The organism is Methylibium petroleiphilum PM1, assembly GCF_000015725.1.
In the GTDB taxonomy this organism is placed as follows: domain Bacteria; phylum Pseudomonadota; class Gammaproteobacteria; order Burkholderiales; family Burkholderiaceae_C; genus Methylibium; species Methylibium petroleiphilum.
The window spans coordinates 651,507-675,543 of sequence record NC_008825.1; the positions used below are offsets into that span (position 1 = coordinate 651,507).

Genomic DNA, 24,037 nt, shown 5'->3' on the forward strand with positions numbered 1-24,037 from the left:
AGAGCCCGCACACGCCATGTCCGACGTCTACGACTATCTGAAGGAGTCATTGCCCGGTGACCACAGCCGCCAAGCCACCGCGGAGGCCGTGCTGCAGGCGCGGGTGGCCAAGGGCTTCGCGCCGGCGAAAGTGCTGGACTTCGGCTGTGGTGACGGTCGCTCGATCGACCTGTTCCGCCGCATGCTGCCGCAGGTCGACTGGACCGGCGTGGACATCGAGGCCTCGCCGGAAGTGGCCAGCCGGCGGCGGCAGGACGGGCGTTTCGTCACGTACGACGGTTACGAACTGCCGTTCCCTGATCGGAGCTTTCCTCTGGTGTACTCGCACCAAGTCCTCGAGCATGTACGTAAGCCCGAACTCGCGCTGCGCGAGATTGCAAGGGTTCTGGAGCCGGACGGCCTGTTCATCGGACAGACCTCCCAGTTCGAGCCCTACCACTCGTACAGTCTCTGGAATTTCACGGTCTATGGTTTCAAACGCATCGTCGAGGACGCGGGGATGCAACTCGCAGAGTTGCGTCCCGGGATCGACGGTTTCACGCTGATGCGGCGGACCTACGAGGGCCGGCCACCCGAGATGTCGAAGTACTTCTCGCAGGAGTCGCCGATCAACGAAGAGATCGAGAAGGCGGCCGGCGACAAGAGAACCCAGGTCCGCAACTTCAGGAAACTCCTGTTCTGCGGGCAGTTCATCTTCGTCGTGCAGTTGCGATGATGCCTAGATGGAGAAGAGCACGCCGCGCCACTTGTTGAAAGTGTCGGCGAACTCTTGATCGAGCGGATTCGGCGAGAACAGCCAGTTGCGACCATCACCCTCCAGTGAGGTTTCGATGGGACTCAATTCCTGAAGCCGAAGCCCACCGCCGATCGCATAGCAACGGTATCCCAGCGGAAGCAGTAACTTGCGTACCTTGCCGGCAATTGCCTCGTTGAGCAACTCAACGATGATCGATGGCCTGTGGTGGGCGATCTGATTCAGTCCGCCGGTAATGACTTGATCTTCGGTGGTTTCCGTGTCGATCTTCAGGACGGCGGGCTTGTCCCGCTTTAACTCGATCTCGAGCGTGGTGACTTCGACGTCGAGGACTCCGCGGTGCTTCCGGAAGTTTGGATTGAGGCTGTTGCTCATGTCCGAGCGATCGGAAAGATAGAACTGAGCTTGGCCAGCAGTCTGCCCAACACCCTTTCGATGAACGGCGATCGGCAACTGGTAGCGGACTTGGAGTTCATCTAGAACCGTCGCCGCGTCCGGAAATGGCTCGTATGCGTGGCATCGCCGACGCAAAGCGCTTGCGACACACAGCGAGAAGACACCGATGTTTGCGCCGATATCGTAGAACGCTCCTTCACTCCTTTCCATGAGAGCAAGTGCTGCTGCAGTGGAGTGAACTTCATAGTTCTTGAGTCCACCGTCGGCGAGTACTCGCGGGATGTGGAAACTGCCGGGTGCGACGATCTCGATCGTCGATCCACAGGGCATAGGAACTGAGACGATCGTCGGTGGTTTGCTCACGATGGATTCCTAGTTCAACCTTGCTGGCGAGTCGCCCGAACTGCTTACGGGATAGGCTTCCGGTATACGAACAGCGAATGCGAATTGTTGAGGGTCAGCGCTCGCGGCGGGATGTTGCATCGCGCCGCAGCTTCTACTTCGATCAACCTGGAAAGCGGGATGGCCTCCATCCCCTCGAAGGCGCCGCCAAACATGACTGTGAAATCCTGATCGCCGAACGAGCGGACATGGTCCTCATGACCGAACCGGGACAGCCGATCCGCGTCGGTCAGTTCACTCGACAGGTCTTCCCGATACTGCCGGCTCCAGAACGGCACGCCGAACACGTGATAGCCGCCCGGCGCCAGGACCCGGTTGATCTGCTGCAGCACCAGCGCGGCGTTGCAGCGCACGTGCTCCAGAACGTGCACATGGCAGAAGCCACCGACGGATCCGGTCGCCATGCCGCTTAAATCGGAGCACAGGTCGAGTCGACCGACGGGGATCTTCGCCTTGGCGTAGATGTCAGGCGAGAAGTCGAACGCACGGTAACGCTCGCCGAGCCGTGCGTGGAGCAGCTTCGCGATGCCGATCTCCGGTGCCACGTGGAAGAAGGGCCGGCCGGTCGCCTCGAGCTCGAGTTGGCTCAGGACCAGCCACAGTAGCCGCGAACGCTCGAAGCTGCCGCAGCCGCTGCAGCGAACGTTGACACGGCTGCGGAAATCGCCAAAACGCTCACTGCCGCAGATCGGGCATTGCAGGCGAGTAGGTGGGGTGGAGACGGCGGTGCTCACGGGGGTGCTCCGACTGCGGGGGGGCCCGGCAAGGGTGATGAAAGGGAGAGGTCTCGGTCAGCGCTGCGGGGTCGGGCAGGCCGCCAGCCGCTTCTCGAGGAAGCTGTCATTGTCGTCGTCCGGCGCCGCGCCGGCGCTGAGCCTCGGGCAAGCGTAGTCTCGTCCGGCAGTGGGCGTCGACCACAGCCTGGGGTCGGTGGCGTGGGTGGACCGCAGACGCGCGGCGCGCTCCATCTCGACGAGCGCGGAATCACATGCCAGCAGAGGTGTCTCGTAGCGGGCCAGGAAGCCCTGGGCCTTGGCCCGCTGCAGGATCTGCGACAACAGGTCGAGCACGTGCAAGTGGTAGTTGCAGTCCTTGCCGCCGAAGCCCAAAAAATAGGCTCGCCGTCCGTCGGCCGCAGTGGGATTCAAGCCGTAATAGGCCCAGCGCACGCGCGCCTGGCCGGCTGGCGGTGAAAGGAAATCGCGCAGGTTCGGCATGGCACCGGGCCTCGTGCTGCCGGCCGAGAAGGCGAGTTGGTCGAGGCCCTCCGCGATCGCGCGGTTGAAGTCGATACCCTCGTTCCAGCGCTGTTTGCGCACCAGGTCGGCGATGAGACCGAGGTCGCGGACCGCATGAAGGTGCTGATTCAGCGTGGCACCGGCCTCGGTGGGCTGATCGCGGCGTGTGATCGAGTGGTACCAGGTGCAGCGCCGTGCCGCGTCGTCGTCGCAGGGACGCGAGGCGGCGAGGCCGCCTTCTGCGACCGGTGTCAGCACGGTAGCAATCGCGCCGTGAGCGAGGGCTCGATAGAACGCCGTGTCGGTGGCGGCCTGGGGGTAGCCGCCGCGGTCGGCGAGCGCGGCCATCTGATACAGGAAATAGGCCAGCCCGCTCTGGCCCATCGCGTTGTAGGCCATGCCGCGATCGTTCAGCAACACGGCGCGGTCGAAGCCGCGCCGCGGCGTGCCGCGGGCGTCGAAGATGTCGTCGAGGCGCAGATCGGCAACGGGGCGGCCCTGGGCGGCGAAGCGCACCGGTCCGGTGGCCATTTCCAGCATCACCTGGCGCCGCACCAGGGTCGCGACGCCGACCTCGGCATCGCCGGCGGCACCGACCGGGACCGGTGCGTCCGGACCGTCGCGCGACCAGCGGTCGCGCAGGCCACGCAGGCACTGCGCGAGACCGTGCCAGTAGTCCGGCACGTCGTAGGCGGCGACCCGTTCGCAGCGCTGCCGGCCGTCGTCGCAGCGCTCGAAGGACTTCACCACGCCGCAGGCCGGCGGTGCCGCCGGCGAGGCGGCCAGTGTCAGCGAGGCCAGCGCCGGCAGCAGCAGCAACCCGGCCATCGCGGCGATCCGCGCGCCGGCGCGAGAAAGCGAGACCGGTCCGATCATGTTCGGCTCCGACGGGTTCGGCGCGTGCCGTCGCCTCAGAGGTCGAGTGCGACCTTCGCCGCGATGGCGATCTGGTACAGGATCTGCGTCAGGCCGCGCGCGATCTCGATGCTCTTGGTCTGGATCTTCGGCATGACCAGGATCTCGTCGCCGGGCATCAGCTGACGGGTATTCTCGACCACGCTGCCGTCCTGCCGCAGCACCAGCACGCGGGCCTCATTGGCGCCCTGCGTGTAGCCGCCGGACCGACGGATGTAATCCTCGACGCCGGCGCGCGGGTCGTACACCAGCGCATTGGGCAGGATCACCTCGCCGCTCACCAGCACCAGGTTGCTCTGCTCCGGCACCTTGATCACATCGCCATCCTCGAGCAGCGTGTTGCCGGCCTCTTCGCGCTGGGCCAGCAGCACCTGGCCCTTGGGTTGGACCATCCGTGCGCGCTCGATGAACTTCAGGATCAGCTCGGCCTCGCGGGTGCGCAGGTTGGCCTCCTCGCTGGTGGCGCTGCGCGCGGTCAGCGCGTAGGTCTCGAGGTTGCGCAGCGAGGCATCCAGCATCTCCTTCTGCCGCTGCGCGACCGAGCGGCGGAACAGCTGCACCGCGGCGACGTTGGCCTGCGGGGCCGGCTGCATCTGAGCGATCGCGTCGCGCAGGCGTGCGCCGTACGGCAGCACCAGCGTGCGCGGGCCGAGGTGGGCGCCGTCTATGCGGACCAGCAGCGTGCCGGGGTACTTGTCGGAGGTGACCAGGACCTCGTCGCCGTTCTCCACGCTCACGCCCGACAGCGCCGACAGCGGGTGGTACTCGCTGCGGCGCTCAAGACCGACCTGGCGTGCGATGCTGATATGCGTCGCGCCCGGTTTGGGCCGTGCTACCGCCAGCACCTGCGAGGCCGGTATGCGTTCACTACCGAACTCGAAGATGTAGGGGTTGAGCACCTCGCCGCCGACCTGCACCGTGAACTTGCGCGGATGGGCCACGATGGTGTCGCCGTCCTGCAGTTGGACGTGCTCGATGCGGCCATCGAGCAGGAAGCTGTAGAGGTTGAACTTCGCGCGCAGCTTGCCGCCGCGCAGCACATCCACTTCGAGGTAACTGCCGCGGTCTGGATCGATGCCGCCGGCCTTGTCCAGGTAATACAGCACCGAGTCCGACGACAGGCCGCCGTACAGACCGGGGGCGCGCACGAATCCGGTGACGTAGACCTTGACCGGCTGGGCGGCTGCCAGCGTCGCGTAGACGCCGACATTGCTGCGGAACACGCGCTTGACCTGTGCCGAGAACTGGTCGTTCAGGTCGGCGTTGCGCACGCCGAGCACACGCACCGGACCGATGTTGGGCACGAACACGTTGCCCTGCGCATCGACCTGCTGCGTCGCCTCGAAGTTGAACGCACCCCACATGCGCACGTTGATGCGGTCGCCCACAGCGATCTGGTACTCCGGGTTGAAACCGGTGTAGGGCGACACGCCGAAGCGCCCGACGAAGATCTGCGACCCGAACACGATCGGCGTGAGCGCGGTCGCGGGGTCGGGCGGCATGCGCAGCGGCGCGGAGGCCGCGGGCAGCGGCGGCACCGGCGGCAGGCCGTTGCGCTGCTGCGGTGAAGCTCCTGCCGGTGCCCGCGACGCGGCGCCGGCGGGCTGCGACCACATCAACTCGGGCGTGGGTACGCCGGTGGCGCCGTAGGGCGAGGACGGGTCGACGGCCTCAGGGCTGCTGGCGGCGGAGGAGACCTGCGCGGCGGCTGGCGCTGCCGCCAGCAGCACGGTGCTCGTCAGCAGCAGCGCCGCAACGGCACGGCGCAACGCAGGACCAAAGTTGGCAAGCCGCAGGGCGGGGGCGGAACGGTTCATGGCGTTCGGTCAGTCTTGGTGGTCGCGGACCGTCGTGACGACAAGGCGCGTCACGCCGTAAAGCAGGCAGCACACGACGAACAGCGTGGCCAGGTTGTACAGACGCCGGGGGTACTCGGCCACTTCGGCGCGCACCGGCGCCTCGATGACGACCAGGCTCTTGATCTTTCGGGTGGCGTCGATGCGCGCATTCTCGACTGCAGCCAGCGACAGCTTGTAGGCGTCCTCCGCAAAGGCGGCCTGGAGTCCGAGGTCGCGGAACTGCGAAGCCAGCTCGTTGAGCCGGTCGCTGTTTCGGCCGGAGGTGCCGCGTCCGCGCTCGATGTCGAGCTGGGCCTTCAGCGCCGCGATCTGGCCGCGAAGGCCTTTGACCTGGTACGAGTCGTCGTTGAGATAGCTGCGCAGGTTGCGCATCTCGGCCTCGAGCTTGGCCAACTCAGCCTGCAGCTCGGCGGTGAGCACGCCGCTGGCCCGCGCCTGGGCCGTCGGGTCGAGGATCTTGTGCTTGTTCTGGAAGGCCACGACCTTGGCCTTCGTGTCGCGCAGCCGCACGCTGGCGCCCTTGAGTTCCTCTTCGGCGAAGCGCATCTGCTCGCGCGCCATCTGGTGAGAGAAGCCGTTCACGAACTGCTCGCTCTCCTCCAGGATGGCCTGAGTGACCTGCTGCGCGAACTCGGGCTCGAAGCCCTGCACGCGCACGGTCAGCAGCGAGGCGATCTCGTCGAAAAGCACCTCGACGCGGCTGCGGTAATACTCGAGGAACCACTCCTGGCTGGTATCGCGGTACAGGCGAAACAGTGGGTCGCGGGTCTCGGCCTCGTAATGTGCGCGCAGGTTCAGTCGTGCATCCAGGCGCTTGAGCATGCCCATCGAATGGACGTATTCGCGCAAGTACAGCGTGTCGTCGCGGGAGGGCGGGTTGATGCCGCCCAGCAGCAGCGCGACACCCGGCAGCGGGCCTGATTCCTGGTTGGCTTGCCGCACCGTGAGGGTGGCCTCGCTGACGTAGCGATCGGCGGCGAAGAAGGTGTAATACACGCCGGCCAGCAGCATCGGTGCGGCGATCAGGGCGAGCTTGAGTCGCAGGGGAGTCAGCGCAGGAAGAAGGCTCATCGCGGGGTGGCAGAAGGAGGAGTCGGGGTAGCCGCGGTAGGAGGCGTCGCGTCGGAGCTTGAGGCCGGAAGAGGAGCAGCATCTGCGTCCGGTTCATCACTGGGAATACCGGACGCCTGGGCTTCCAGTTGATGGAGATAGCGCAGCGCGGCGGTGCGCGTGCGGATGTAGGGTGGGAAGTTGGGTAGCGCTGCGCTGTCGGCATCGCCCTGATAGGCGGCGATGCCTTCAGCCACGTCCTCGAAGATGCGGACCTGGCCCCGGGCGACCAGCACGACGACGTCGCAGAACTCGTTGATGTCGCGCATGCTGTGAGACACCAGGATCAGCCGGGAGGTGGCAAGCTTCTCGCGGAACATCTGCTGGCACTTCAGGCGGAACTGCGCGTCGCCGACCGCCATGACCTCGTCGATCAGGTAATAGTCGAAATCGAAAGCCATGCTGAGCCCGAACGCCAGCCGTGAGCGCATCCCCGACGAATACGAGCGCACCGGCAGGTCGAAATACTCGCCGATCTCGGCGAACTCCTCGGTGAAGCGGACCTTTGCGCGCATGGCGCTGCCCGTGGCGCCGTAGACGCGGCAGACGAAGCGCACGTTGTCGCGGCCGGTCAGCGCGCCCTGGAAGCCGCCCGCCAAGCCGACCGGCCAGGAGATGCGTCGGTCGCTGCGCACCACGCCGTGGTCGGGCGAGTCAATGCCGCCGAGCAGGCGCATCAGCGTGGATTTGCCAGCACCATTGGGGCCGATCAGGCCGATGCTGGCGTTCTCGGGGAAGGTGAAGCTGAGGTCGCGGAAGACATAGCGACGCCCGTGCGGTGTCGGGTACGACTTGGTGACGGACTGCAGTTCGATCATCGAGGGCTCAGCTGGCCAACAGCCGGTGCCGGCGTACGCGGTAAAGCATCAGTCCGAGTGTCAGCGCCACCAGCGCGCAGCCGATCGGGTACAGCAGGCTGACTTGCGGAATGACGTGGTAGCCGGTGAAGAAGAAACCGCGCGAGATCTCGATCGCGTGCAGCATCGGGTTCCAGAGCAGCCAGGGCAGCACCGACTCCGACAGCGTGGCGACCGGGAACATCACGCCCGACAGCAGGTAGAGCGGCACGAACACGATGCGAACGAAGCTGCGCAGTTCTGGCAGGTCGTCGGTGCATACAGCGAACACCAGCCCCAGCGAAAACCCGAGCACAACCACGACAGCGAACACGCCCAGCCATTCGAGCGGCCGATGCGGCGCGACCTCGATGTCCAGCCAGCCCATCACGGCGAGCATGGTCACGAAAATCAGTCCGTAGAGACTAACCTCCAGCAGCGCGCGCGCAAGCATCGGATCGATGGGCTTGACCTGTCGGTATCCGAACAATCCGCGGTTGCTGTCGATTGCATCCATCCCGCGCAGTGTCAGGTTCCTGAAAACGAAGAACGGCACCAAGCCGGTCAGCAGGAACACCGGGAATTCGAGTCCCGGCAGCAGGCGGTGCCGGATGAACGCAAAGATCACCAGCAGCATCGCGAGGTGGGCGGTGGGCTCCAGCAACACCCAGAACACGCCCAGCCAGCGGCCGCCGAAGCGAGTCTTGAGCTCTCGCACGAACAGCGCGAGGAAGACCGCGCGTTGGATATCCCAAGCGGTCCGCTTGCGCGAGTGTGGGTTGCTGAGGGGGGCGTGCATCGGTGATTTGGCATTCAATTGTGGCGCAGAGATCGGGGCGGCGGATTTCTTGCTGGCGGAACCACAGGCCGCAGAGCCTCCTATTCGAACAGCACGCTCGCTTGCGCCAACGTCGGCGCGGCAGCGTCCTTTAAAGACAGTAGCGGCTGGATGTCTAGCGCCGGCCACTTGATATCAATCAATGGGTCGTCCCACCGTATGGCTCCTTCCGCATGCGACTCGTAGTAGTTGGTCGCCTTGTATTGCACTTCTGCCGATTCGCTCAGCACCAGGAAGCCGTGTGCAAAACCCTGCGGAATCCAGAGCTGTTGTGCGCGCTCGGCACTGAGCTCGATGCCTGTCCATTGACCGAAGCACCGGCTGCTCCGGCGCAGATCCACGGCAACGTCGTACACACTGCCGACGCTCACACGTACCAGCTTGGCCTGGGTATGCGGTGGACGCTGGTAGTGCAGACCCCGCAGCACCCCGCGCTGCGAGCGGGAGTGGACGTCCAGCACGAAGTTCGCGGCGTGACCCACTGCCGCTTCGAACGCACGCTGGTTGAAGCTTTCCACGACGAACCCGCGTGCATCCCGAAACATATCGGGTTCGAACAACAAGACCTCGGGCAGGGCCGTGGGGCTCACCTTCATCGGTAGACCTTCTCTCGCAGCACGCGCAGCAGGTACTGGCCATAACTGTTCTTCAGCATCGGAGCAGCCAGCGCCTCGAGTTGTTCCGCGCTGATCCAGCCTGCGCGAAACGCCACTTCCTCAGGGCAGGCGACCTTCAGGCCCTGGCGCTTCTCGAGCGTGGCGATGAATTGTCCCGCGTCGAGCAGGCTGTCGTGGGTGCCGGTGTCGAGCCAGGCGTAGCCTCGCCCCAGGATCTCCACGTCCAGCCGGCCGTCGAGCAGGTAATGCGTGTTGATGTCGGTGATCTCCAACTCGCCGCGCGCGCTAGGCTTCAGCCCGGCGGCGATGTCGCAAACCTGCTCGTCGTAGAAGTACAGCCCGGTCACGGCGTAGCCGCTTTTCGGGGCGCGGGGCTTTTCCTCGATGCTGACGGCTCGGCGTTGCGCATCGAACTCGACCACGCCGTAGCGCTCGGGATCGTGCACGTGATAGGTGAACACGGTGGCTCCGGCCGGCCGCTGCGCGGCACGGACGAGCACAGACTGGAGATCGTGGCCATGGAAGAGGTTGTCGCCGAGCACCAGGGCGCTCGGCGCGCCTGCGATGAAGTCGCGTCCGAGCACGAAGGCCTGCGCCAGGCCGTCGGGGCTGGGCTGCACGCAGTAGCTGATGTTCAGGCCCCAGCGCGCACCGTTGCCGAGCAGCGCTTCGAAGCTGAGGCGGTCCTGCGGGGTGCTGATGACGAGGATGTCGCGGATGCCGGCCAGCATCAGCGTGGTGAGTGGGTAATACACCATCGGCTTGTCGTACACCGGCAGGAGCTGCTTGCTGATGGCCAGCGTCGCCGGGTGCAGCCGGGTGCCGGCTCCGCCGGCGAGGATGAGGCCTTTTCGTTGCATGGGCGTTCTGGGGTGGGCCCGCTGCTGTCAGTGCCCCAGCACTTCGATCAGCAGGCGCTCGACGCCCTCCTGCCAGGGCGGAAGACGCAGGCCGAAGCGCGATTGCAGCCTGCCGGTGTCGAGGCGCGAATTGAGCGGTCGCCGAGCGCGTGTCGGGAAGACGCTGGTGGGGACCGGACGGACGGCGTCGGCTGCCACATTCAGCGGATGACCGTGGGCGCGCGCCCGCTCGATGACGAAAAGGGCATAGGCATGCCGACTGGTTTCGCCGCCAGCGGTCACGTGGTAAGTCCCGGCGAGCGAAGGTTCCTGTCGAACCGACCACAGGGCGTGCGCGGTGACGTCGGCCAGCAGCTCGGCGCCGGTGGGAGCTCCGATCTGGTCGTCGACGATCTCGAGGTGCTCGCGTTCGGCGGCCAGGCACAGCACGGTCTTCGCGAAGTTGCTGCCGCGCGCCGCATGAACCCAGCTGGAGCGCAGGATCAGGTGGCGGCAGCCGCTGGCGCGGATCGCCATTTCTCCCTCGAGCTTGCTCTCACCATAGACGTTGATCGGGGCGGTCCGGGCGCTTTCGTCTCGCGGCGCGCTGCCCGAGCCGTCGAACACGTAGTCGGTGCTGAAGTGCACCAAGGTGGCGCCCAGCATTGCGGCCTCGCGGGCCAGCACCGCGGGCGCGATGGCGTTGACGGCTCGCGCGAGCGCCGGCTCGCGCTCGGCCCGGTCGACGGCGGTGTAGGCCGCTGCATTCACGATGATGTCCGGGCGCACGTGGCGCACCGTCGCCACCAAGGCCTCGGGGCAGCCGAGATCGGCCGCGAGTGGCGCGCTGTCGCGCGCCAGCGCGAGCAGTTCGCCGAGGGGGGCGAGCGCGCGCTGGAGCTCCCAGCCCACCTGGCCGTTCTTGCCGAGCAGCAGGATCCTCATGCGGGGCCTGGGGTTCGCGTGGCGTAGTTCTGTGCCACCCAGTCGCGGTAGCTGCCGCTTTGCACCTCGCGCACCCAGCCGGCATGAGCAAGGTACCACTGGACCGTCTTGCGGAGCCCCGTCTCGAAGGTTTCGGTCGGCCGCCAGCCCAGCTCCCGTTCGATCTTGCGGGTGTCGATCGCGTAGCGCCGGTCATGACCGGGACGGTCGGCGACCAGGCGGATCAGGCGTTCGTACGGGCCGGCGGGATCGGGCTGCAGTTCGTCGAGCAGCGCGCACACGCGCCGCACGGTGTCGATGTTGGCGAACTCGCTCCCTCCGCCGATGTTGTAGGTCTCGCCGACACGGCCTCGTTCGAGCACGGTACGGAGCGCCCGGCAGTGGTCGCCGACGTGCAGCCAATCGCGGATCTGCAGGCCATCGCCGTAGACCGGCAGTGTCTGGCCGGCGAGCGCATTGACGATCGTCAGCGGGATCAGTTTCTCGGGGAAATGGTAGGGCCCGTAGTTGTTCGAACAGTTCGACGTCACCACCGGCAGATCGTAGGTGCGATGCCAGGCTCGGGCGAGGTGGTCGCTTGCGGCCTTGCTGGCCGCGTAGGGGCTGCTCGGATCGTAGGCGTGTGTTTCGGTGAAGGCCGGTGCCCCGGGCTCGAGCGAGCCGAACACCTCGTCGGTGCTGACGTGGAGGAAGCGGAACGATTCCCGCCTGCCGGCGGCTAATCCGGACCAGTACGCGCGCGCGGCTTCGAGCAGCACGAACGAGCCTTCGACATTGGTGTGCAAGAAGGCCCCGGGCCCGTGGATAGACCGATCGACATGGCTTTCTGCGGCCAGATGAACGATCGCCCGGGGCCGGTGGTCGGCCAGCAGCCGGTCGAGCAACGGCCGATCGCGGATGTCGCCGCGCACGAAGACATGCCGGGCATTCCCTTGCAACGAGGCGAGATTGCGCAGGTTGCCGGAGTAGGAGAGGACGTCGAGGTTGACGACCGGCTCGTCGGTCGATGCGATCCAGTCGAGAACGAAGTTGCTGCCGATGAAACCGGCACCGCCGGTCACGAGGATCATTTGCGGTCCGTGCCGACTCCGTCCGCTCTGCCGTAGGTGTCGGAGAAGCGCACGATGTCGTCCTCACCGAGATAGCTGCCGGACTGCACCTCGATGATCTCGAGGGGGATCGAGCCCGGATTCGCCAGCCGGTGCACTTCCCCGAGCGGAATGTAGGTGCTTTGGTTCTCGGTCAGCAGCTTCTTGCTCTCGCCGCAGGTCACTTCGGCCGTCCCGGAGACGACAATCCAGTGTTCGGCGCGGTGGTGGTGCATCTGCAGGCTCAGCGTGGCGCCGGGCTTGACCAGGATGCGCTTCACCTGAAAGCGGGCGCCCGCGTCCACGCTGTCGTACCAGCCCCAGGGCCGGTGGACGCGCCGATGCAGCGTACCCTCGCTGCGGCCCTCGCGCTGGAGGCTGGCGACGATCTGCTTGACCTGCTGGCTGCGCGAGCGATCGGTCACGAGCACGGCGTCCGGCGTTTCCACGATGATCACGTCGTCGAGGCCGATGGCGCCGACCAGCCGGCTGGTCGCGTGGACCAGCGTGTTGCGGCTGTCCTCGATCAGCGCGTCGCCGTGCGAGGCATTGCCCTGAGCATCGCGCTCGCTGACCTGCCACACCGCGTCCCAGGCCCCGAGGTCGCTCCAGCCGGCGTCCAGCGGCACCATCTTCACACTGAAGCCGCTGGCCGCGTCGGCCGGGCAGGGCTCCATCACCGCATAGTCGATCGATTCACCGGGGATGGCCGCGAAGGCGGCCTTGTCGGGCCGCACGAAGCTCGCGTCGGTGCTGCGGCCGGCCCACGCGGCTTCGGTGGCTTGTGCAATGTCGGGCCGGAAATGCGCCAGCGCGGCCAGCCACACCGACGCGCGCAGCACGAACATGCCGCTGTTCCAGGCGTAGCCGCCGTCGTCGAGGTAGCGCTCGGCGGTGGCCCGATCGGGCTTCTCGACGAAGGCCTTGACGCGTCGCACCGCGTCGGCGCCTTCGCTGTGGATGTAGCCGAAGCCGGTCTCGGGGCGGTCGGGCACGATGCCGAGCGTGACGAGGCTGCCGTCGGCCGCGGCGGCCACTGCCTGCCGCAGGGCGCGTGTGAAGGCCGGGCCGTCGGTCACGGTCTGGTCCGCCGGCGTGACGACGAGAATGCTGTCGTCGCCGTGGGCGGCGCGGCTGGCGAGCGCGGCCAGGGTGAGGGCGGGCGCCGTGTTGCGGCCGATGGGCTCGAGCAGCAAGGTTGACTGGCTCGTGCCGATCTCGCGCAACTGCTCCAGCAGCATGAACCGGTGTTCCTCGTTGCCGACCACCAGCGGCGCGGCGATGGTCGTGTGCGGGTCGGCCAGGGCGGCCAACCTCAGGCAGGCCTGCTGGAACAGGGTCGACGTACCGGACAGGGCCAGGAACTGCTTAGGGTAGAGCGCGCGGCTGAGTGGCCAGAGCCGCGTGCCGGAGCCGCCGGCGAGGACGACAGGCGTGATGTGATGCATGGTGGCAAAAGTGAGGGGCAAGCGCAGTCCCACTATAGCGGCGCGCCTCAAGGGGTCCGGATGTGCGCGCTCGGTAAACTGCCCCGATGCTTCTGTTTCTCTGCGCGTTCGCCGCGTCGGCCATCCTGACCTTGCTGGTGGTCCGCTCGAACCGCACTCATGCCCGGTTCTCCGCCGATCCGGACCAGGGCGGCCCGCAGAAATTCCATGCACGCTCCGTGCCGCGGGTGGGTGGGATCGGCATCGTCGGCGGGCTGCTGTTCACGGCCACGCTGCTGTGGTGGATGCGCGGCGGCGAGCCTGCGCACTATGCCGTCTGGTTGCTGCTGTGCGGCCTGCCGGCCTTTGCCGCAGGCCTGGCCGAAGACGTGACCAAGCGTGTCTCGGCCACCTGGCGCCTGCTGGCGACGGCGGCCGCTGCGCTGCTGGGGGTGTTGTTGCTCGGCGGGACCATCACGCGCACCGACCTTTGGGGGCTGGACTGGATCGCATCGTTCGCGCTCGGTGCGGCCTTTCTCGCGATCTTCACCGTGACGGGCATCGCCAATGCCATCAACATCATCGACGGCTTCAACGGGCTGGCATCGATGTGCGTGATGATGATGCTGCTGGCCATCACCTATGTGGCCAACCAGGTGGGCGACAGCACCATCGCGCTGCTGGCGCTGGCCGGCGCCGGGGCCGTGCTGGGGTTCTTCGTCTGGAACTTCCCGGCCGGACTGATCTTCCTGGGCGACGGCGGCGCCTATTTCCTGGGCTTCTACCTGTCCGAGCTCAGCATCCTGCTGCTGCACCGCAACCCCGAGGTGTCGCCGCTGTTCCCGCTGCTGATGGCCATCTACCCGGTGTTCGAGACCCTGTTCTCGATGTACCGGCGCCGGGTGGTCCGCGGGCGCGGCGTGGGCATTCCCGACGGCGTCCACCTGCACAGCCTGATTTACCGGCGCCTGCTGCGCTGGGCCGTCGGCAGCCGCGACGCGGCCGCGCTGACGCGGCGCAATTCCATGACCGCGCCCTACCTGTGGCTGCTGTGCATGCTGGCGGTGGCGCCCAGCGTGCTGTTCTGGGACAACTCTCGGGTCCTGGGCATCTTCATCCTGTTGTTCGGACTGTCGTACACCCTGCTGTACGGGATGATCGTGCGCTTCAAGGCCCCCCGCTGGCTGGTTCTGAGACGCTGAAACCCGGCTGGCCGATAATGGCGGCCAATGCAAGACGATCTCACAATGGCGTCACCGGCCCTGCCGGCCGAGGCGCCGCCCGCCCGTTTCGACACCCTCGCGCTCGATCCGAAGCTGCTCCGCGCGGTGGCCGAATCCGGTTACCTGCTGATGACGCCGATCCAGGCCAAGGCGATTCCACTCGTGCTGGCCGGCCGCGACGTCATGGGCGCCGCGCAGACCGGCACCGGCAAGACGGCGGCCTTCTCGCTGCCCCTGCTGCAGAAGATGCTCAAGCACGAGAGCAGCAGCACGTCGCCGGCCCGCCACCCGGTGCGGGCCCTGGTGCTGGCCCCGACTCGTGAGCTGGCGGACCAGGTTGCCAACAACGTCAAGACCTACTCCAAGCACACCCAGCTGCGCGCCACGGTCGTGTTCGGCGGCATCGACATGAAGCCGCAGACGGCCGAATTGAAGCGCGGCGTCGAGGTACTGATCGCGACGCCGGGGCGGCTGCTCGACCACATCGAGGCCAAGAACTGCTCGCTCAGCCAGGTGGAGTACGTGGTGCTCGATGAGGCCGACCGCATGCTCGACATCGGCTTCCTGCCCGACCTGCAGCGCATCCTGAGCTACCTGCCCAAGAGCCGGCAGACGCTGCTGTTCTCGGCCACGTTCTCGCCCGAGATCAAGAAGCTGGCCAACAGCTACCTGCAGGACCCGATCCTGGTCGAGACGGCGCGGCCCAATGCCACGGCGTCGACGGTCGAGCAGCGCTTCTATCGTGTCGAGGACGACGACAAGCGCAATGCCGTGAAGCAGCTGCTGCGCACGCGAGCCATCACGCAGAGCATCGTCTTCGTCAATTCCAAGCTGGGCGCGGCGCGCCTGGCGCGTGCCTTCGAGCGCGACGGCCTGCGCACCCAGGCCCTGCACGGCGACAAGTCGCAGGACGAGCGCCTGAAGGCCCTGGCCGCGTTCAAGGCCGGCGAGGTGGATCTGCTGGTGGCCACCGACGTGGCCGCACGCGGACTCGATATCGCCGACCTGCCGGCGGTGTTCAATTTCGACGTGCCCTTCAACGCCGAGGACTACGTGCACCGCATCGGCCGCACCGGCCGCGCCGGGGCCTCGGGCCTGGCGATCACGCTGGTGTCGCGTGACGATGCCCGGCTGGTGTCCGACATCGAGAAGCTGATCAAGAAGAAGCTCGATATCGAGGCGCTCGAACTCGAGGACGACCGTCCTCGCCGTGCGCCGCGGCGTGACGATGGTGAGCGCGACGTCGTGCGCCGCGAGGATGACGGGCGCCGGACCAGCGCTGCCGCGGCAGGCGATCGGCCTGCGCCAGCGCGGCGCCCCACTCCGCCGGCAGCGCCCTCCGATCCGTTCTTCAGCCAGCCCTACGAAGCCCAGGCCGGCATCGAGCCCGTGTGGGAGAAGTCGGCCGCCCAGGCGTCGGCGCCCAGCAGCGGGCTGTCGCGCTACATCAAGGCCAAGAAGCGCGTGGCGTCCTTGCTGGGTGGCAAGTAAGGCGGCGATCAGCCGGCCAGCAAGGCGAACACCGCCGGTACGTCGGCCGGCAGTTCCGTGGAGCGCTGGCGCCACTGCGCCACCCGCGCACTGCGGGTCCAGCCACCCGGCAGGGTCAGGCCGCAACTGACGCTCAACCAGGTGTCCGGCGCGAGCGCACTGAGCAGCGCCCGGAGCAGGGCGCCATTGCGGTAGGGCGTCTCGATCATCAGCTGCGTCTGGCCGAGACGGCGTGACAGCGCCTCCAGTTCCTTCAGCCGCTGGGCCTGCGCGCCGGCTTCCTGCGGCACGTAGCCGACGAAGGCGAAGCTCTGGCCGTTCAGGCCGCTGGCGGCCAGTGCCAGCAGCAGCGAGGTCGGGCCAGGCAAGGGCTGCACGCTCACGTCGGCCGCATGGGCGGCCGCCACCAGAGCGGCGCCAGGGTCGGCAACGGCGGGCAGGCCGGCTTCGCTGATCAGCCCGATGTCGTGACCATCGAGCGCGGGTGCCAGCAGCGCCCGCAGATCCGCCGGCTCGGCCGCGTGGCGGCCTTTCGGCGGTCGCTGCAGCTCACGGATCTCCAGGGTTTGCAGCGGCTGCGCCAGCGGCGTGATGGCGTCCACGCGCTTCAGGAAGGCGCGGGTCGACTTGGCGTTCTCGCACACCCAGTACCGCAACCGGGCTGCGGCGTCGATCACGCCCTGCGGCAGCACCTCGCGGAGATCGGGTGGGGGCAGGCTGCCAACCAGCGTGCCGAGGTCCAGGGTGTTCGGCACCAGGATCAGCCGGCCCTTCATCCCGGGCTCCGCAGCAGCACGTCGATCCCGGCCTCGCGCAGCAGCTTGGCGGTGGCGATCAGCGGCAGGCCGATCAGGGCGGTCGGGTCGTCGGATTCGATCGCGTCGAGCAACGCGATACCCAGGCCTTCGGACTTGGCGCTGCCGGCGCAGTCGTAGGGCTGCTCTGCGCGCAGGTAGGCCTCGATCTCCGCGTCGCCCAGCGCCCTGAAACGCACCGCCACCGGCACACGCAGCAGTCGCTCGAAGCCGGTGGCCGGTCGCACCACCGCCAGCGCCGTCTGGAAGACCACGGTGCGGCCACTCATCGAACGCAGTTGCTCGACCGCGCGCTGGTGCCCGCCGGGCTTGCCGATCGGCGTGCCGTCCAGGTCGGCCACCTGGTCGGAGCCGATCACGACCGCGTCGGCATGGCGCGCCGCCACCTCGTGCGCCTTGGCGAGCGCCAGGCGCTCGGCCAGCGCGGCAGGGGCTTCGCCGGCGAGGGGCGTCTCGTCGACGCGCGGACTGTCCACCTCGAAGGGCACGCGCAGGCGCATCAACAGTTCGCGCCGGTAGCGCGAGGTGGAGCCGAGGATCAGGCGAGGCGGCGGCGTGGGGATCATGGGCGCCATTGTCGGTGCGGCGCATAAACTCCGGGCGCGATGAAGCCGAGCGAACAGAACCCCTTGCGCCTGAACGTCGCCGGCCTGGCGGCGGACGCAGCCAGCTTGTCGGGTACGTGGTCGCTGACGACGCTGGAGCGTCTGGCGGCCAGCGCCCATGCCGATGCGCCGCCGGCCGCCGGGGACGAGGTTGTCTGGGCCGCCCGGGGCGAGCAGCGTCGGCGCACGGGTGGCAGCCCGGAGGTCTGGATGCACTTGCAGGCCCGCACGTCGGTCCGACTGCAGTGCCAGCGTTGCCTGGCGCCGGTCGAGGTCGCGCTGGACTGCGATCGGTGGTTCCAGTTCGTGGCGACCGAGGATGCCGCTGCCGCCCTCGATGCCGACAGCGAGGACGACGTGCTCGAACTGACCCGGGCGCTGGACCTGCGCGAACTCGTCGAGGACGAGTTCCTGCTGTCGTTGCCGGTGGTGCCGCGGCACGACCGTTGTCCCGAGCCGCTGGTCGTTACCGGCGATGTCCTGGCCGCCGAGCCCGTGGCGCCCGCGAAGGAGAACCCGTTCGCCGTGCTCCAGGCACTCAAGACGCCCAAGGCCGGCCACTGACCCGGCCAACGTTCCGGGTATACTCGCGGGCTGTTTTATATTTCTGCCGGGCTTGCCCGACATGAAAGCTGCCGGCGCATGGCGCTCCGGCATGGACCATCCGCCACGGTGCTCCGGTCGATCCGGGGGTGCCACGGCAGCGTCCGGCGTCTGGTCGCCGGGCACGCAAGACCCAGGAGCTCCTCATGGCCGTTCAACAGAACAAGAAGTCCCCGTCGAAGCGCGGCATGCACCGCTCGCACAACGCTCTGAACACCCCGGGCCTGGCGATCGAGCCGACCACCGGTGAAACCCATCTGCGCCACCACATCAGCGCTACCGGTTTCTACCGCGGCCGCAAGGTGCTGAAGACCAAGGCGGATGCCTGAATCGGTGCGGCCCGGCGCCTCGTGCGGCCGGGCAGCGTCATCCTGCTTCGCAACGCGCCCGGCATGCCTGATTGAAGGCGGCCGGGCGTTGTCGTTGGTTCGGCGGCAACGTGCAAGCGCTGCTTCGCGCGTCACTTGCCACCGCTCCGCGCAAGGCTTAGCGTGTCGCCTGTGACCCGGCCAAGGCCCGCCTCCGCTCCGTCGACACCATGAACGACCCGCTCGCTTCCGCTGCCGAGGCCCGGTCTGCCACGGTGCGCTTGGCCGTCGACTGCATGGGCGGCGACCATGGTCCTTCGGTCACGCTACCGGCCTGTCGGGCCTTCCTGGCGGCCCATCCCGGCGCCGAGCTGTTGCTCGTCGGACGCCCCGAGGCGCTGGCGCCGGCGGCCGGCTGGGAGCGCTGCACGCTGGTGTCGGCGAGCGAGGTGGTCGCGATGGACGACCCCGTCGAGGTGGCCCTCCGGCGCAAGCGCGACTCGTCGCTGCGCGTCGCGATCAGCCAGGTCAAGCCGGTCGATGGCGTGGCGGCGGCGCAGGCCTGTGTCTCTGCGGGCAACACGGGGGCGCTGATGGCCGTGGCGCGCTATGTGCTCAAGACACTCGACGGCATCGATCGCCCGGCGATCGCTACCGTGATGCCGAACCAGCTCGATGGTCACACCACCGTGCTCGATCTCGGCGCCAACGTCGACTGCACGGCCGAACACCTGCTGCAGTTCGCGGTGATGGGCAGCGCACTGGTGGCCGCCGTCGAGGGCAAGGCGAACCCGAGCGTCGGCCTGCTGAACATCGGCGAAGAGGCGATCAAGGGCAGCGAGACCATCAAGCGCGCCGGCGAATTGCTGCGCGCCGCAGCCGCCGGCGGCCAGCTCAACTTCGTCGGCAACGTCGAGGGCAACGACATCTTCACCGGCCGCACCGACATCGTCGTGTGCGACGGTTTCGTCGGCAATGTGGCGCTGAAGACGGCCGAAGGCCTGGCCTCGATGCTGTCGAGCTTCATTCGCCAGGAGTTCACCCGCAGCTGGTACAGCAAGCTGGCGGCGCTGGTGGCGTTGCCCGTGCTCAGGCACTTCAAGAACCGGGTCGACCACCGCCGCTACAACGGTGCGGCGCTGCTCGGCCTGCGCGGCCTGGTGTTCAAGAGCCACGGTTCGGCCGATGCCTTTGCTTTCGAGCAGGCGCTCAACCGGGCTTATGATGCCGCGCGAAACCGACTGCTCGATCGGGTCCACGACCGCATCAGCGCGACGCTGCAGGCCCTGCCGGCCGATGCGGGCGCGCCGGACGGTCAGGTGCCCGAAGCCGCATGACCCCCTCTGCCTCTTCCCTTCCTCGCTACGCGCGCATCACCGGCACCGGCAGCTACTTGCCGCCGCGTCGCCTGACCAACGCCCAACTCGCCGCCGAGCTGGCTCAGAGCGGCGTCGAGACCTCCGATGAATGGATCGTCGAGCGCACCGGTATCCGCGCTCGCCACTTCGCGGCGACCGACGTCGCCTGCAGCGACCTGGCCGTCGAAGCCGCTCGCCATGCGCTCGAGGCAGCAGGGCGGCAGGCGGCCGAAATCGACCTGATCATCGTGGCGACCTCCACGCCCGACATGGTCTTCCCCTCGACAGCCTGCATCGTGCAGCACAAGCTCGGTGTCGCCGGCTGCCCGGCCTTCGACCTGCAGGCGGTGTGTTCCGGCTTCGTCTATGCGCTGTCGGTGGCCGATGCCATGATCCGCACGGGCGCCGCCAGCAGGGCGCTCGTGATCGGTGCCGAGGTGTTCTCCCGCATCCTCGATTTCAAGGATCGCACCACCTGCGTGCTGTTCGGCGACGGTGCCGGTGCCGTGGTGCTGGAGGCCAGCGACACGCCGGGCATCCTGGCGACCGAACTGCATGCCGACGGCAGCCATGTGGGCATCCTGTGCGTGCCGGGCACGGTCGCTGGCGGCCACGTCACCGGCGATCCGCTGCTCAAGATGGACGGACAGGCGGTGTTCAAGCTCGCCGTCCGGGTGCTCGACGAGGCGGCGCGCGCGGTGCTGGCCAAGGCCGGCCGCCAGGAGGCGGACGTCGACTGGCTGATTCCGCACCAAGCCAACATCCGCATCATGCAGGGCACGGCCAAGAAGCTGAAGCTGCCGCTGGAGAAGCTGGTCGTGACCGTCGACGAGCACGGCAATACGTCGGCCGCCTCGGTGCCGCTGGCGCTGGACCACGCGGTGCGCAGCGGCCGGGTCAAGCCGGGCGACACGGTGATGCTCGAAGGCGTGGGCGGCGGCTTCACCTGGGGCGCGGTGCTGCTCGACCTGTGATCGGCGCCGGGCCCGCCCGGCCAGAAGCCATAAGAAGATTGGGAAGTTCTCGATGTCCGCATTCGCATTTGTCTTTCCCGGCCAGGGCTCCCAGACCGTCGGCATGCTCGACGCCTGGGGCGATCACCCGGTCGTGGGCGAGACCCTGGCCGAAGCCTCGCAGGCGCTCGGCGAGGATCTGGTCGCGCTGATCCGGTCGGGTCCGAAGGAGGCGCTGGACCTCACCTCGAACACCCAGCCGGTGATGCTCGCAGCCAGCATCGCCTGCTACCGTGCCTGGCTGGCCGAGACCGGCCGGTCGCCGTCGATCGTGGCTGGGCACTCGCTGGGCGAGTACAGCGCCCTGGTGGCGGCCGGCGTGCTGAGCCTGGCGGACGCGGTGCCGCTGGTCCGGCTGCGGGCGCAGGCGATGCAGGACGCGGTGCCGGTCGGCGCCGGCGCCATGGCGGCCATCCTCGGGCTGGACGCCGATGCGGTGCGCGCCGGGTGTGCCGACGCCGAGGCGGCGACCGGCGAGTCGGTGCAGGCGGCCAACTACAACGACCCGAAGCAGACCGTGATCTCCGGCAGCAAGCTCGCCGTCGACAAGGCCTGCGAACTGCTGAAGGCGGCCGGTGCCAAGCGGGCGCTCCCGCTGGCGGTGTCGGCACCTTTCCATTCGAGCCTGATGAAGCCGGCGGCCGAGCGGCTGCGCCAGCGCCTTGTCGATGTGGCGCTGGCCGCGCCGGCCATTCCGGTGCTGAACAACATCGACGTCGCCGTCGAGTCCGAGCCGGCGGCGATCCGCGACGCGCTCTACCGCCAGGCCTTCGGTCCGGTCCGCTGGGTCGAGACGGTGCAGGCGCTCAAGGCCCGCGGTGTGTCGACCGTCGTGGAGTGCGGGCCGGGCAAGGTGCTGGCCGGGCTGGTGAAGCGGGTCGATGCCGAGCTGGCCGTGCTGAACATCTTCGATCCGGCCAGCCTGGCCGAGACCCAAGGAGCCCTGGCATGAGCGCGGACGCTTCGGTGACGACGCAGGTGGCCCTGGTGACGGGCGCGAGCCGCGGCATCGGCCGCGCGATCGCGACCACGCTGGCCGAGCGCGGCTTCAAGGTCGTCGGCACGGCGACCAGTGAATCCGGCGCGGCAGCAATCGGCGAGGCGCTGGCCCCCCTGGGCGGCCGCGGGTTGGTGCTGAACGTGAACGACGGCGCGGCGCTTGAGGCGGCAGTCGACACCATCGTCAAGCAGGACGGCGGACTGCACGTGCTGGTCAACAACGCCGGCATCACGCGTGACACGCTGTCGATGCGCATGAAGGACGACGACTGGGACGCCGTGCTCGACACCAACCTGAAGGCGGTGTTCCGTGCCAGCCGCGCGGTGATCCGGCCGATGATGAAGCAGCGCTACGGTCGCATCGTCAACATCACCTCGGTGGTGGGGGCAAGCGGCAATCCGGGCCAGGCCAACTACGCTGCGGCGAAGGCCGGCGTCGCCGGCATGACGCGCTCGCTGGCCCGTGAACTGGGCAGCCGGGGCATCACGGTCAACTGCGTGGCGCCGGGTTTCATCGCGACCGACATGACCGACGGACTGCCCGAGGCGCAGAAGGCCGCGCTGCTGGGGCAGATCCCGCTGGGGCGCCTGGGCGCGCCGGAGGAGATCGCCGATGCGGTGGCCTTCCTGGCGTCGAGACAGGCCGGCTACATCACGGGGACCGAACTGCACGTCAACGGCGGCATGTTCATGAATTGATCGTCGAACAGAGCGCGGTGCGACCCGTCGCCCCGGGGTCGCGCCGCTGCGCCGGAGCTGTCACGCCGGAGCAACTAGAATCACGGGCTGTTTTTGCAAACTCTCCTTGGAGGAGTCATGAGCGACATCGAAGCACGCGTCAAGAAGATCATCGCCGAGCAACTCGGCGTGGCCGAAGGCGAGGTCACCAATGAAAAAGCCTTCGTCGCCGATCTGGGCGCGGATTCGCTGGACACCGTGGAACTGGTGATGGCACTCGAGGACGAGTTCAGCATCGAGATCCCCGATGAAGAGGCGGAGAAGATCACGACTGTGCAGCTCGCGATCGACTACGCCAAGAGTCACGCCAAGGCCTGACGGCCGCGGTTTCCGTTTCATTCGTTTCTCTACAGCGCATGAGCCGTCGTCGCGTCGTGGTGACCGGGCTCGGTCTCGTCACCCCCCTGGGCAACACGGTGGACGAGTCCTGGTCGCGGCTCGTGGCTGGCCAGTCCGGCATCGCCACCGTCACCAAGTTCGATGCCACCAAGCTGGCCTGCCACATCGCCGGCGAGGTGAAGGGTTTCCAGATCGAGGATTACATCCCCGCCAAGGAAGCCCGGCACATGGACACCTTCATCCACTACGGCCTCGCAGCGTCGCTGCAGGCAGTGAAGGATGCCGGGCTGCCCACGGGCGATGCGCTGAACGAGGAGCAGGCCGAGCGCATCGGTTGCCTCGTCGGCTCGGGCATCGGCGGCCTGCCGCTGATCGAGGAGACCCACGCGGAGTACGCGGCACGCGGGGCGCGGCGGATCTCGCCGTTCTTCGTGCCGGCCTCGATCATCAACATGATCTCGGGGCATCTGTCGATCCAGTGCGGCTTCACGGGGCCGAACCTCGCGATCGTGACTGCCTGCACCACCGGCCTGCACTGCATCGGACAGTCGGCCCGCATGATCGAGGCCGGCGATGCTGACGCGATGATCGCTGGCGGTGCCGAGTCGACCGTCTCGCCGCTCGGCATCGGTGGCTTCGCCGCGGCACGTGCGCTGTCGACCCGCAACGACGATCCGGCCACCGCCTCGCGCCCCTGGGATCGCGACCGCGACGGCTTCGTGCTCGGCGAAGGGGCCGGCGTGATGGTGCTCGAGGAGTACGAGCACGCCAAGGCCCGCGGCGCACGGATCTATGCGGAGCTGGCCGGCTTCGGCATGGGCGCGGACGCCTTCCACATGACGGCGCCCAACGTGGACGGCCCGAAGCGTGCGATGAAGGCCGCGTTGCGCAGCGCGGGAATCGAAGCGGGTCAGGTGCAGTACCTGAACGCGCACGGCACCTCGACGCCGCTGGGCGATCTGAACGAGAGTAACGCGATCAAGCTGGCCTTCGGCGATCACGCGAAGAAGCTGGTGGTCAATTCCACCAAGTCGATGACCGGTCACCTGCTTGGCGGCGCAGGCGGCATCGAATCGGTGTTCACCGTGCTCGCGATCCGCGACCAGGTGTCGCCGCCCACGATCAACATCTTCAACCAGGATCCCGAGTGCGACCTGGACTACTGCGCGAACACTGCGCGCGAGATGAAGATCGAGCACGCCGTGAAGAACAACTTCGGTTTCGGCGGCACCAACGGCACGCTGGTGTTCAAGCGCGTCTGACGCGCGTGCCGGCCCTGAG

The 24,037-nt window shown here is 67.7% G+C and carries 25 protein-coding genes; 11 read left to right on the forward strand and 14 right to left on the reverse strand.

Annotated elements, in window-relative coordinates:
• Nucleotides 1-16 precede the first annotated feature (16 nt).
• Nucleotides 17-715, forward strand: a complete 699-nt coding sequence (locus tag MPE_RS03100) for a class I SAM-dependent methyltransferase (RefSeq protein WP_011828217.1) — start codon at nucleotides 17-19, stop codon at nucleotides 713-715.
• Nucleotides 716-718: 3 nt separating this feature from the next.
• Here the strand turns inward: MPE_RS03100 and MPE_RS23140 are convergent, their stop codons facing one another.
• The 12 genes from MPE_RS23140 to MPE_RS03160 form a co-directional block, all read right to left on the reverse strand.
• Nucleotides 719-1,513, reverse strand: coding sequence for an FkbM family methyltransferase (locus MPE_RS23140; protein WP_011828218.1), 795 nt, complete (start codon nucleotides 1,511-1,513; stop codon nucleotides 719-721).
• A 44-nt stretch (nucleotides 1,514-1,557) separates the two neighbouring features.
• Nucleotides 1,558-2,286, reverse strand: a complete 729-nt coding sequence (locus MPE_RS03110) for a class I SAM-dependent methyltransferase (RefSeq protein WP_011828219.1) — start codon at nucleotides 2,284-2,286, stop codon at nucleotides 1,558-1,560.
• 57 nt (nucleotides 2,287-2,343) lie between these two features.
• Nucleotides 2,344-3,666, reverse strand: a complete 1,323-nt coding sequence (locus tag MPE_RS03115) for a hypothetical protein (protein ID WP_011828220.1) — start codon at nucleotides 3,664-3,666, stop codon at nucleotides 2,344-2,346.
• Between the two features lie 35 nt (nucleotides 3,667-3,701).
• Nucleotides 3,702-5,522 carry a polysaccharide biosynthesis/export family protein gene (locus MPE_RS03120; protein ID WP_011828221.1) on the reverse strand — a complete coding sequence of 607 codons (1,821 nt, stop codon included), beginning with the start codon at nucleotides 5,520-5,522 and terminating at the stop codon, nucleotides 3,702-3,704.
• A 9-nt stretch (nucleotides 5,523-5,531) separates the two neighbouring features.
• A complete protein-coding gene (locus MPE_RS03125) occupies nucleotides 5,532-6,635 on the reverse strand; it encodes a KpsE/RkpR family capsule polysaccharide export protein (RefSeq protein ID WP_011828222.1) in 1,104 nt (367 codons plus the stop codon).
• Nucleotides 6,632-7,492, reverse strand: coding sequence for an ABC transporter ATP-binding protein (locus tag MPE_RS03130; protein WP_011828223.1), 861 nt, complete (start codon nucleotides 7,490-7,492; stop codon nucleotides 6,632-6,634). The genes MPE_RS03125 and MPE_RS03130 overlap by 4 nt, the downstream gene beginning before the upstream one ends.
• 7 nt (nucleotides 7,493-7,499) lie before the next feature.
• Entirely contained in the window at nucleotides 7,500-8,309 is an 810-nt protein-coding gene (locus MPE_RS03135) for an ABC transporter permease (RefSeq protein WP_011828224.1), read from the reverse strand.
• An 80-nt stretch (nucleotides 8,310-8,389) separates the two neighbouring features.
• Nucleotides 8,390-8,944, reverse strand: a complete 555-nt coding sequence (rfbC, locus tag MPE_RS03140; RefSeq protein WP_011828225.1) for a dTDP-4-dehydrorhamnose 3,5-epimerase — start codon at nucleotides 8,942-8,944, stop codon at nucleotides 8,390-8,392.
• Complete coding sequence (rfbA, locus tag MPE_RS03145) at nucleotides 8,941-9,825, reverse strand: glucose-1-phosphate thymidylyltransferase RfbA (RefSeq protein ID WP_011828226.1); 885 nt, start codon at nucleotides 9,823-9,825, stop codon at nucleotides 8,941-8,943. The genes rfbC and rfbA overlap by 4 nt, the downstream gene beginning before the upstream one ends.
• 27 nt (nucleotides 9,826-9,852) lie before the next feature.
• Nucleotides 9,853-10,749, reverse strand: a complete 897-nt coding sequence (gene rfbD, locus MPE_RS03150) for a dTDP-4-dehydrorhamnose reductase (protein ID WP_011828227.1) — start codon at nucleotides 10,747-10,749, stop codon at nucleotides 9,853-9,855.
• Nucleotides 10,746-11,819 carry a dTDP-glucose 4,6-dehydratase gene (rfbB, locus tag MPE_RS03155; RefSeq protein WP_011828228.1) on the reverse strand — a complete coding sequence of 358 codons (1,074 nt, stop codon included), beginning with the start codon at nucleotides 11,817-11,819 and terminating at the stop codon, nucleotides 10,746-10,748. The genes rfbD and rfbB overlap by 4 nt, the downstream gene beginning before the upstream one ends.
• Nucleotides 11,816-13,285 carry a mannose-1-phosphate guanylyltransferase/mannose-6-phosphate isomerase gene (locus MPE_RS03160; protein WP_041929512.1) on the reverse strand — a complete coding sequence of 490 codons (1,470 nt, stop codon included), beginning with the start codon at nucleotides 13,283-13,285 and terminating at the stop codon, nucleotides 11,816-11,818. Before MPE_RS03160 ends, rfbB begins: the two co-directional genes overlap by 4 nt.
• A gap of 86 nt (nucleotides 13,286-13,371) precedes the next feature.
• Here MPE_RS03160 and MPE_RS03165 point away from each other — a divergent pair, with 86 nt between their 5' ends.
• On the forward strand, nucleotides 13,372-14,466 hold the full coding sequence (locus tag MPE_RS03165; RefSeq protein WP_011828230.1) for an MraY family glycosyltransferase: 1,095 nt from the start codon (nucleotides 13,372-13,374) through the stop codon (nucleotides 14,464-14,466).
• A gap of 45 nt (nucleotides 14,467-14,511) precedes the next feature.
• Nucleotides 14,512-15,978, forward strand: a complete 1,467-nt coding sequence (locus tag MPE_RS03170; RefSeq protein ID WP_148210880.1) for a DEAD/DEAH box helicase — start codon at nucleotides 14,512-14,514, stop codon at nucleotides 15,976-15,978.
• 8 nt (nucleotides 15,979-15,986) lie between these two features.
• Here the strand turns inward: MPE_RS03170 and MPE_RS03175 are convergent, their stop codons facing one another.
• Both MPE_RS03175 and MPE_RS03180 read right to left on the reverse strand, forming a co-directional pair.
• Entirely contained in the window at nucleotides 15,987-16,754 is a 768-nt protein-coding gene (locus tag MPE_RS03175) for an SAM-dependent methyltransferase (protein WP_011828232.1), read from the reverse strand.
• Nucleotides 16,751-17,359, reverse strand: a complete 609-nt coding sequence (locus MPE_RS03180) for a Maf family nucleotide pyrophosphatase (protein WP_041929868.1) — start codon at nucleotides 17,357-17,359, stop codon at nucleotides 16,751-16,753. Before MPE_RS03180 ends, MPE_RS03175 begins: the two co-directional genes overlap by 4 nt.
• A gap of 39 nt (nucleotides 17,360-17,398) precedes the next feature.
• Here MPE_RS03180 and MPE_RS03185 point away from each other — a divergent pair, with 39 nt between their 5' ends.
• The 8 genes from MPE_RS03185 (at nucleotide 17,399) to fabF (ending at nucleotide 24,018) form a co-directional block, all read left to right on the forward strand.
• Nucleotides 17,399-17,962, forward strand: coding sequence for a YceD family protein (locus tag MPE_RS03185; RefSeq protein ID WP_041929513.1), 564 nt, complete (start codon nucleotides 17,399-17,401; stop codon nucleotides 17,960-17,962).
• A 185-nt stretch (nucleotides 17,963-18,147) separates the two neighbouring features.
• Nucleotides 18,148-18,330, forward strand: a complete 183-nt coding sequence (gene rpmF / locus MPE_RS03190) for a 50S ribosomal protein L32 (RefSeq protein ID WP_011828234.1) — start codon at nucleotides 18,148-18,150, stop codon at nucleotides 18,328-18,330.
• Nucleotides 18,331-18,539: 209 nt separating this feature from the next.
• Complete coding sequence (gene plsX, locus MPE_RS03195) at nucleotides 18,540-19,646, forward strand: phosphate acyltransferase PlsX (RefSeq protein ID WP_011828235.1); 1,107 nt, start codon at nucleotides 18,540-18,542, stop codon at nucleotides 19,644-19,646.
• Nucleotides 19,643-20,641, forward strand: coding sequence for a beta-ketoacyl-ACP synthase III (locus tag MPE_RS03200; protein WP_011828236.1), 999 nt, complete (start codon nucleotides 19,643-19,645; stop codon nucleotides 20,639-20,641). The genes plsX and MPE_RS03200 overlap by 4 nt, the downstream gene beginning before the upstream one ends.
• Before the next feature lie 52 nt (nucleotides 20,642-20,693).
• Entirely contained in the window at nucleotides 20,694-21,632 is a 939-nt protein-coding gene (gene fabD, locus MPE_RS03205; RefSeq protein WP_011828237.1) for an ACP S-malonyltransferase, read from the forward strand.
• Nucleotides 21,629-22,378 (forward strand): 3-oxoacyl-ACP reductase FabG, encoded by a 750-nt coding sequence (gene fabG, locus MPE_RS03210; protein ID WP_011828238.1) that lies wholly within the window; start codon nucleotides 21,629-21,631, stop codon nucleotides 22,376-22,378. Before fabD ends, fabG begins: the two co-directional genes overlap by 4 nt.
• Nucleotides 22,379-22,495: 117 nt before the next feature.
• Entirely contained in the window at nucleotides 22,496-22,735 is a 240-nt protein-coding gene (gene acpP / locus MPE_RS03215) for an acyl carrier protein (RefSeq protein WP_011828239.1), read from the forward strand.
• Nucleotides 22,736-22,773: 38 nt separating this feature from the next.
• Nucleotides 22,774-24,018 (forward strand): beta-ketoacyl-ACP synthase II, encoded by a 1,245-nt coding sequence (fabF, locus tag MPE_RS03220; protein ID WP_011828240.1) that lies wholly within the window; start codon nucleotides 22,774-22,776, stop codon nucleotides 24,016-24,018.
• Nucleotides 24,019-24,037: the final 19 nt, after the last annotated feature.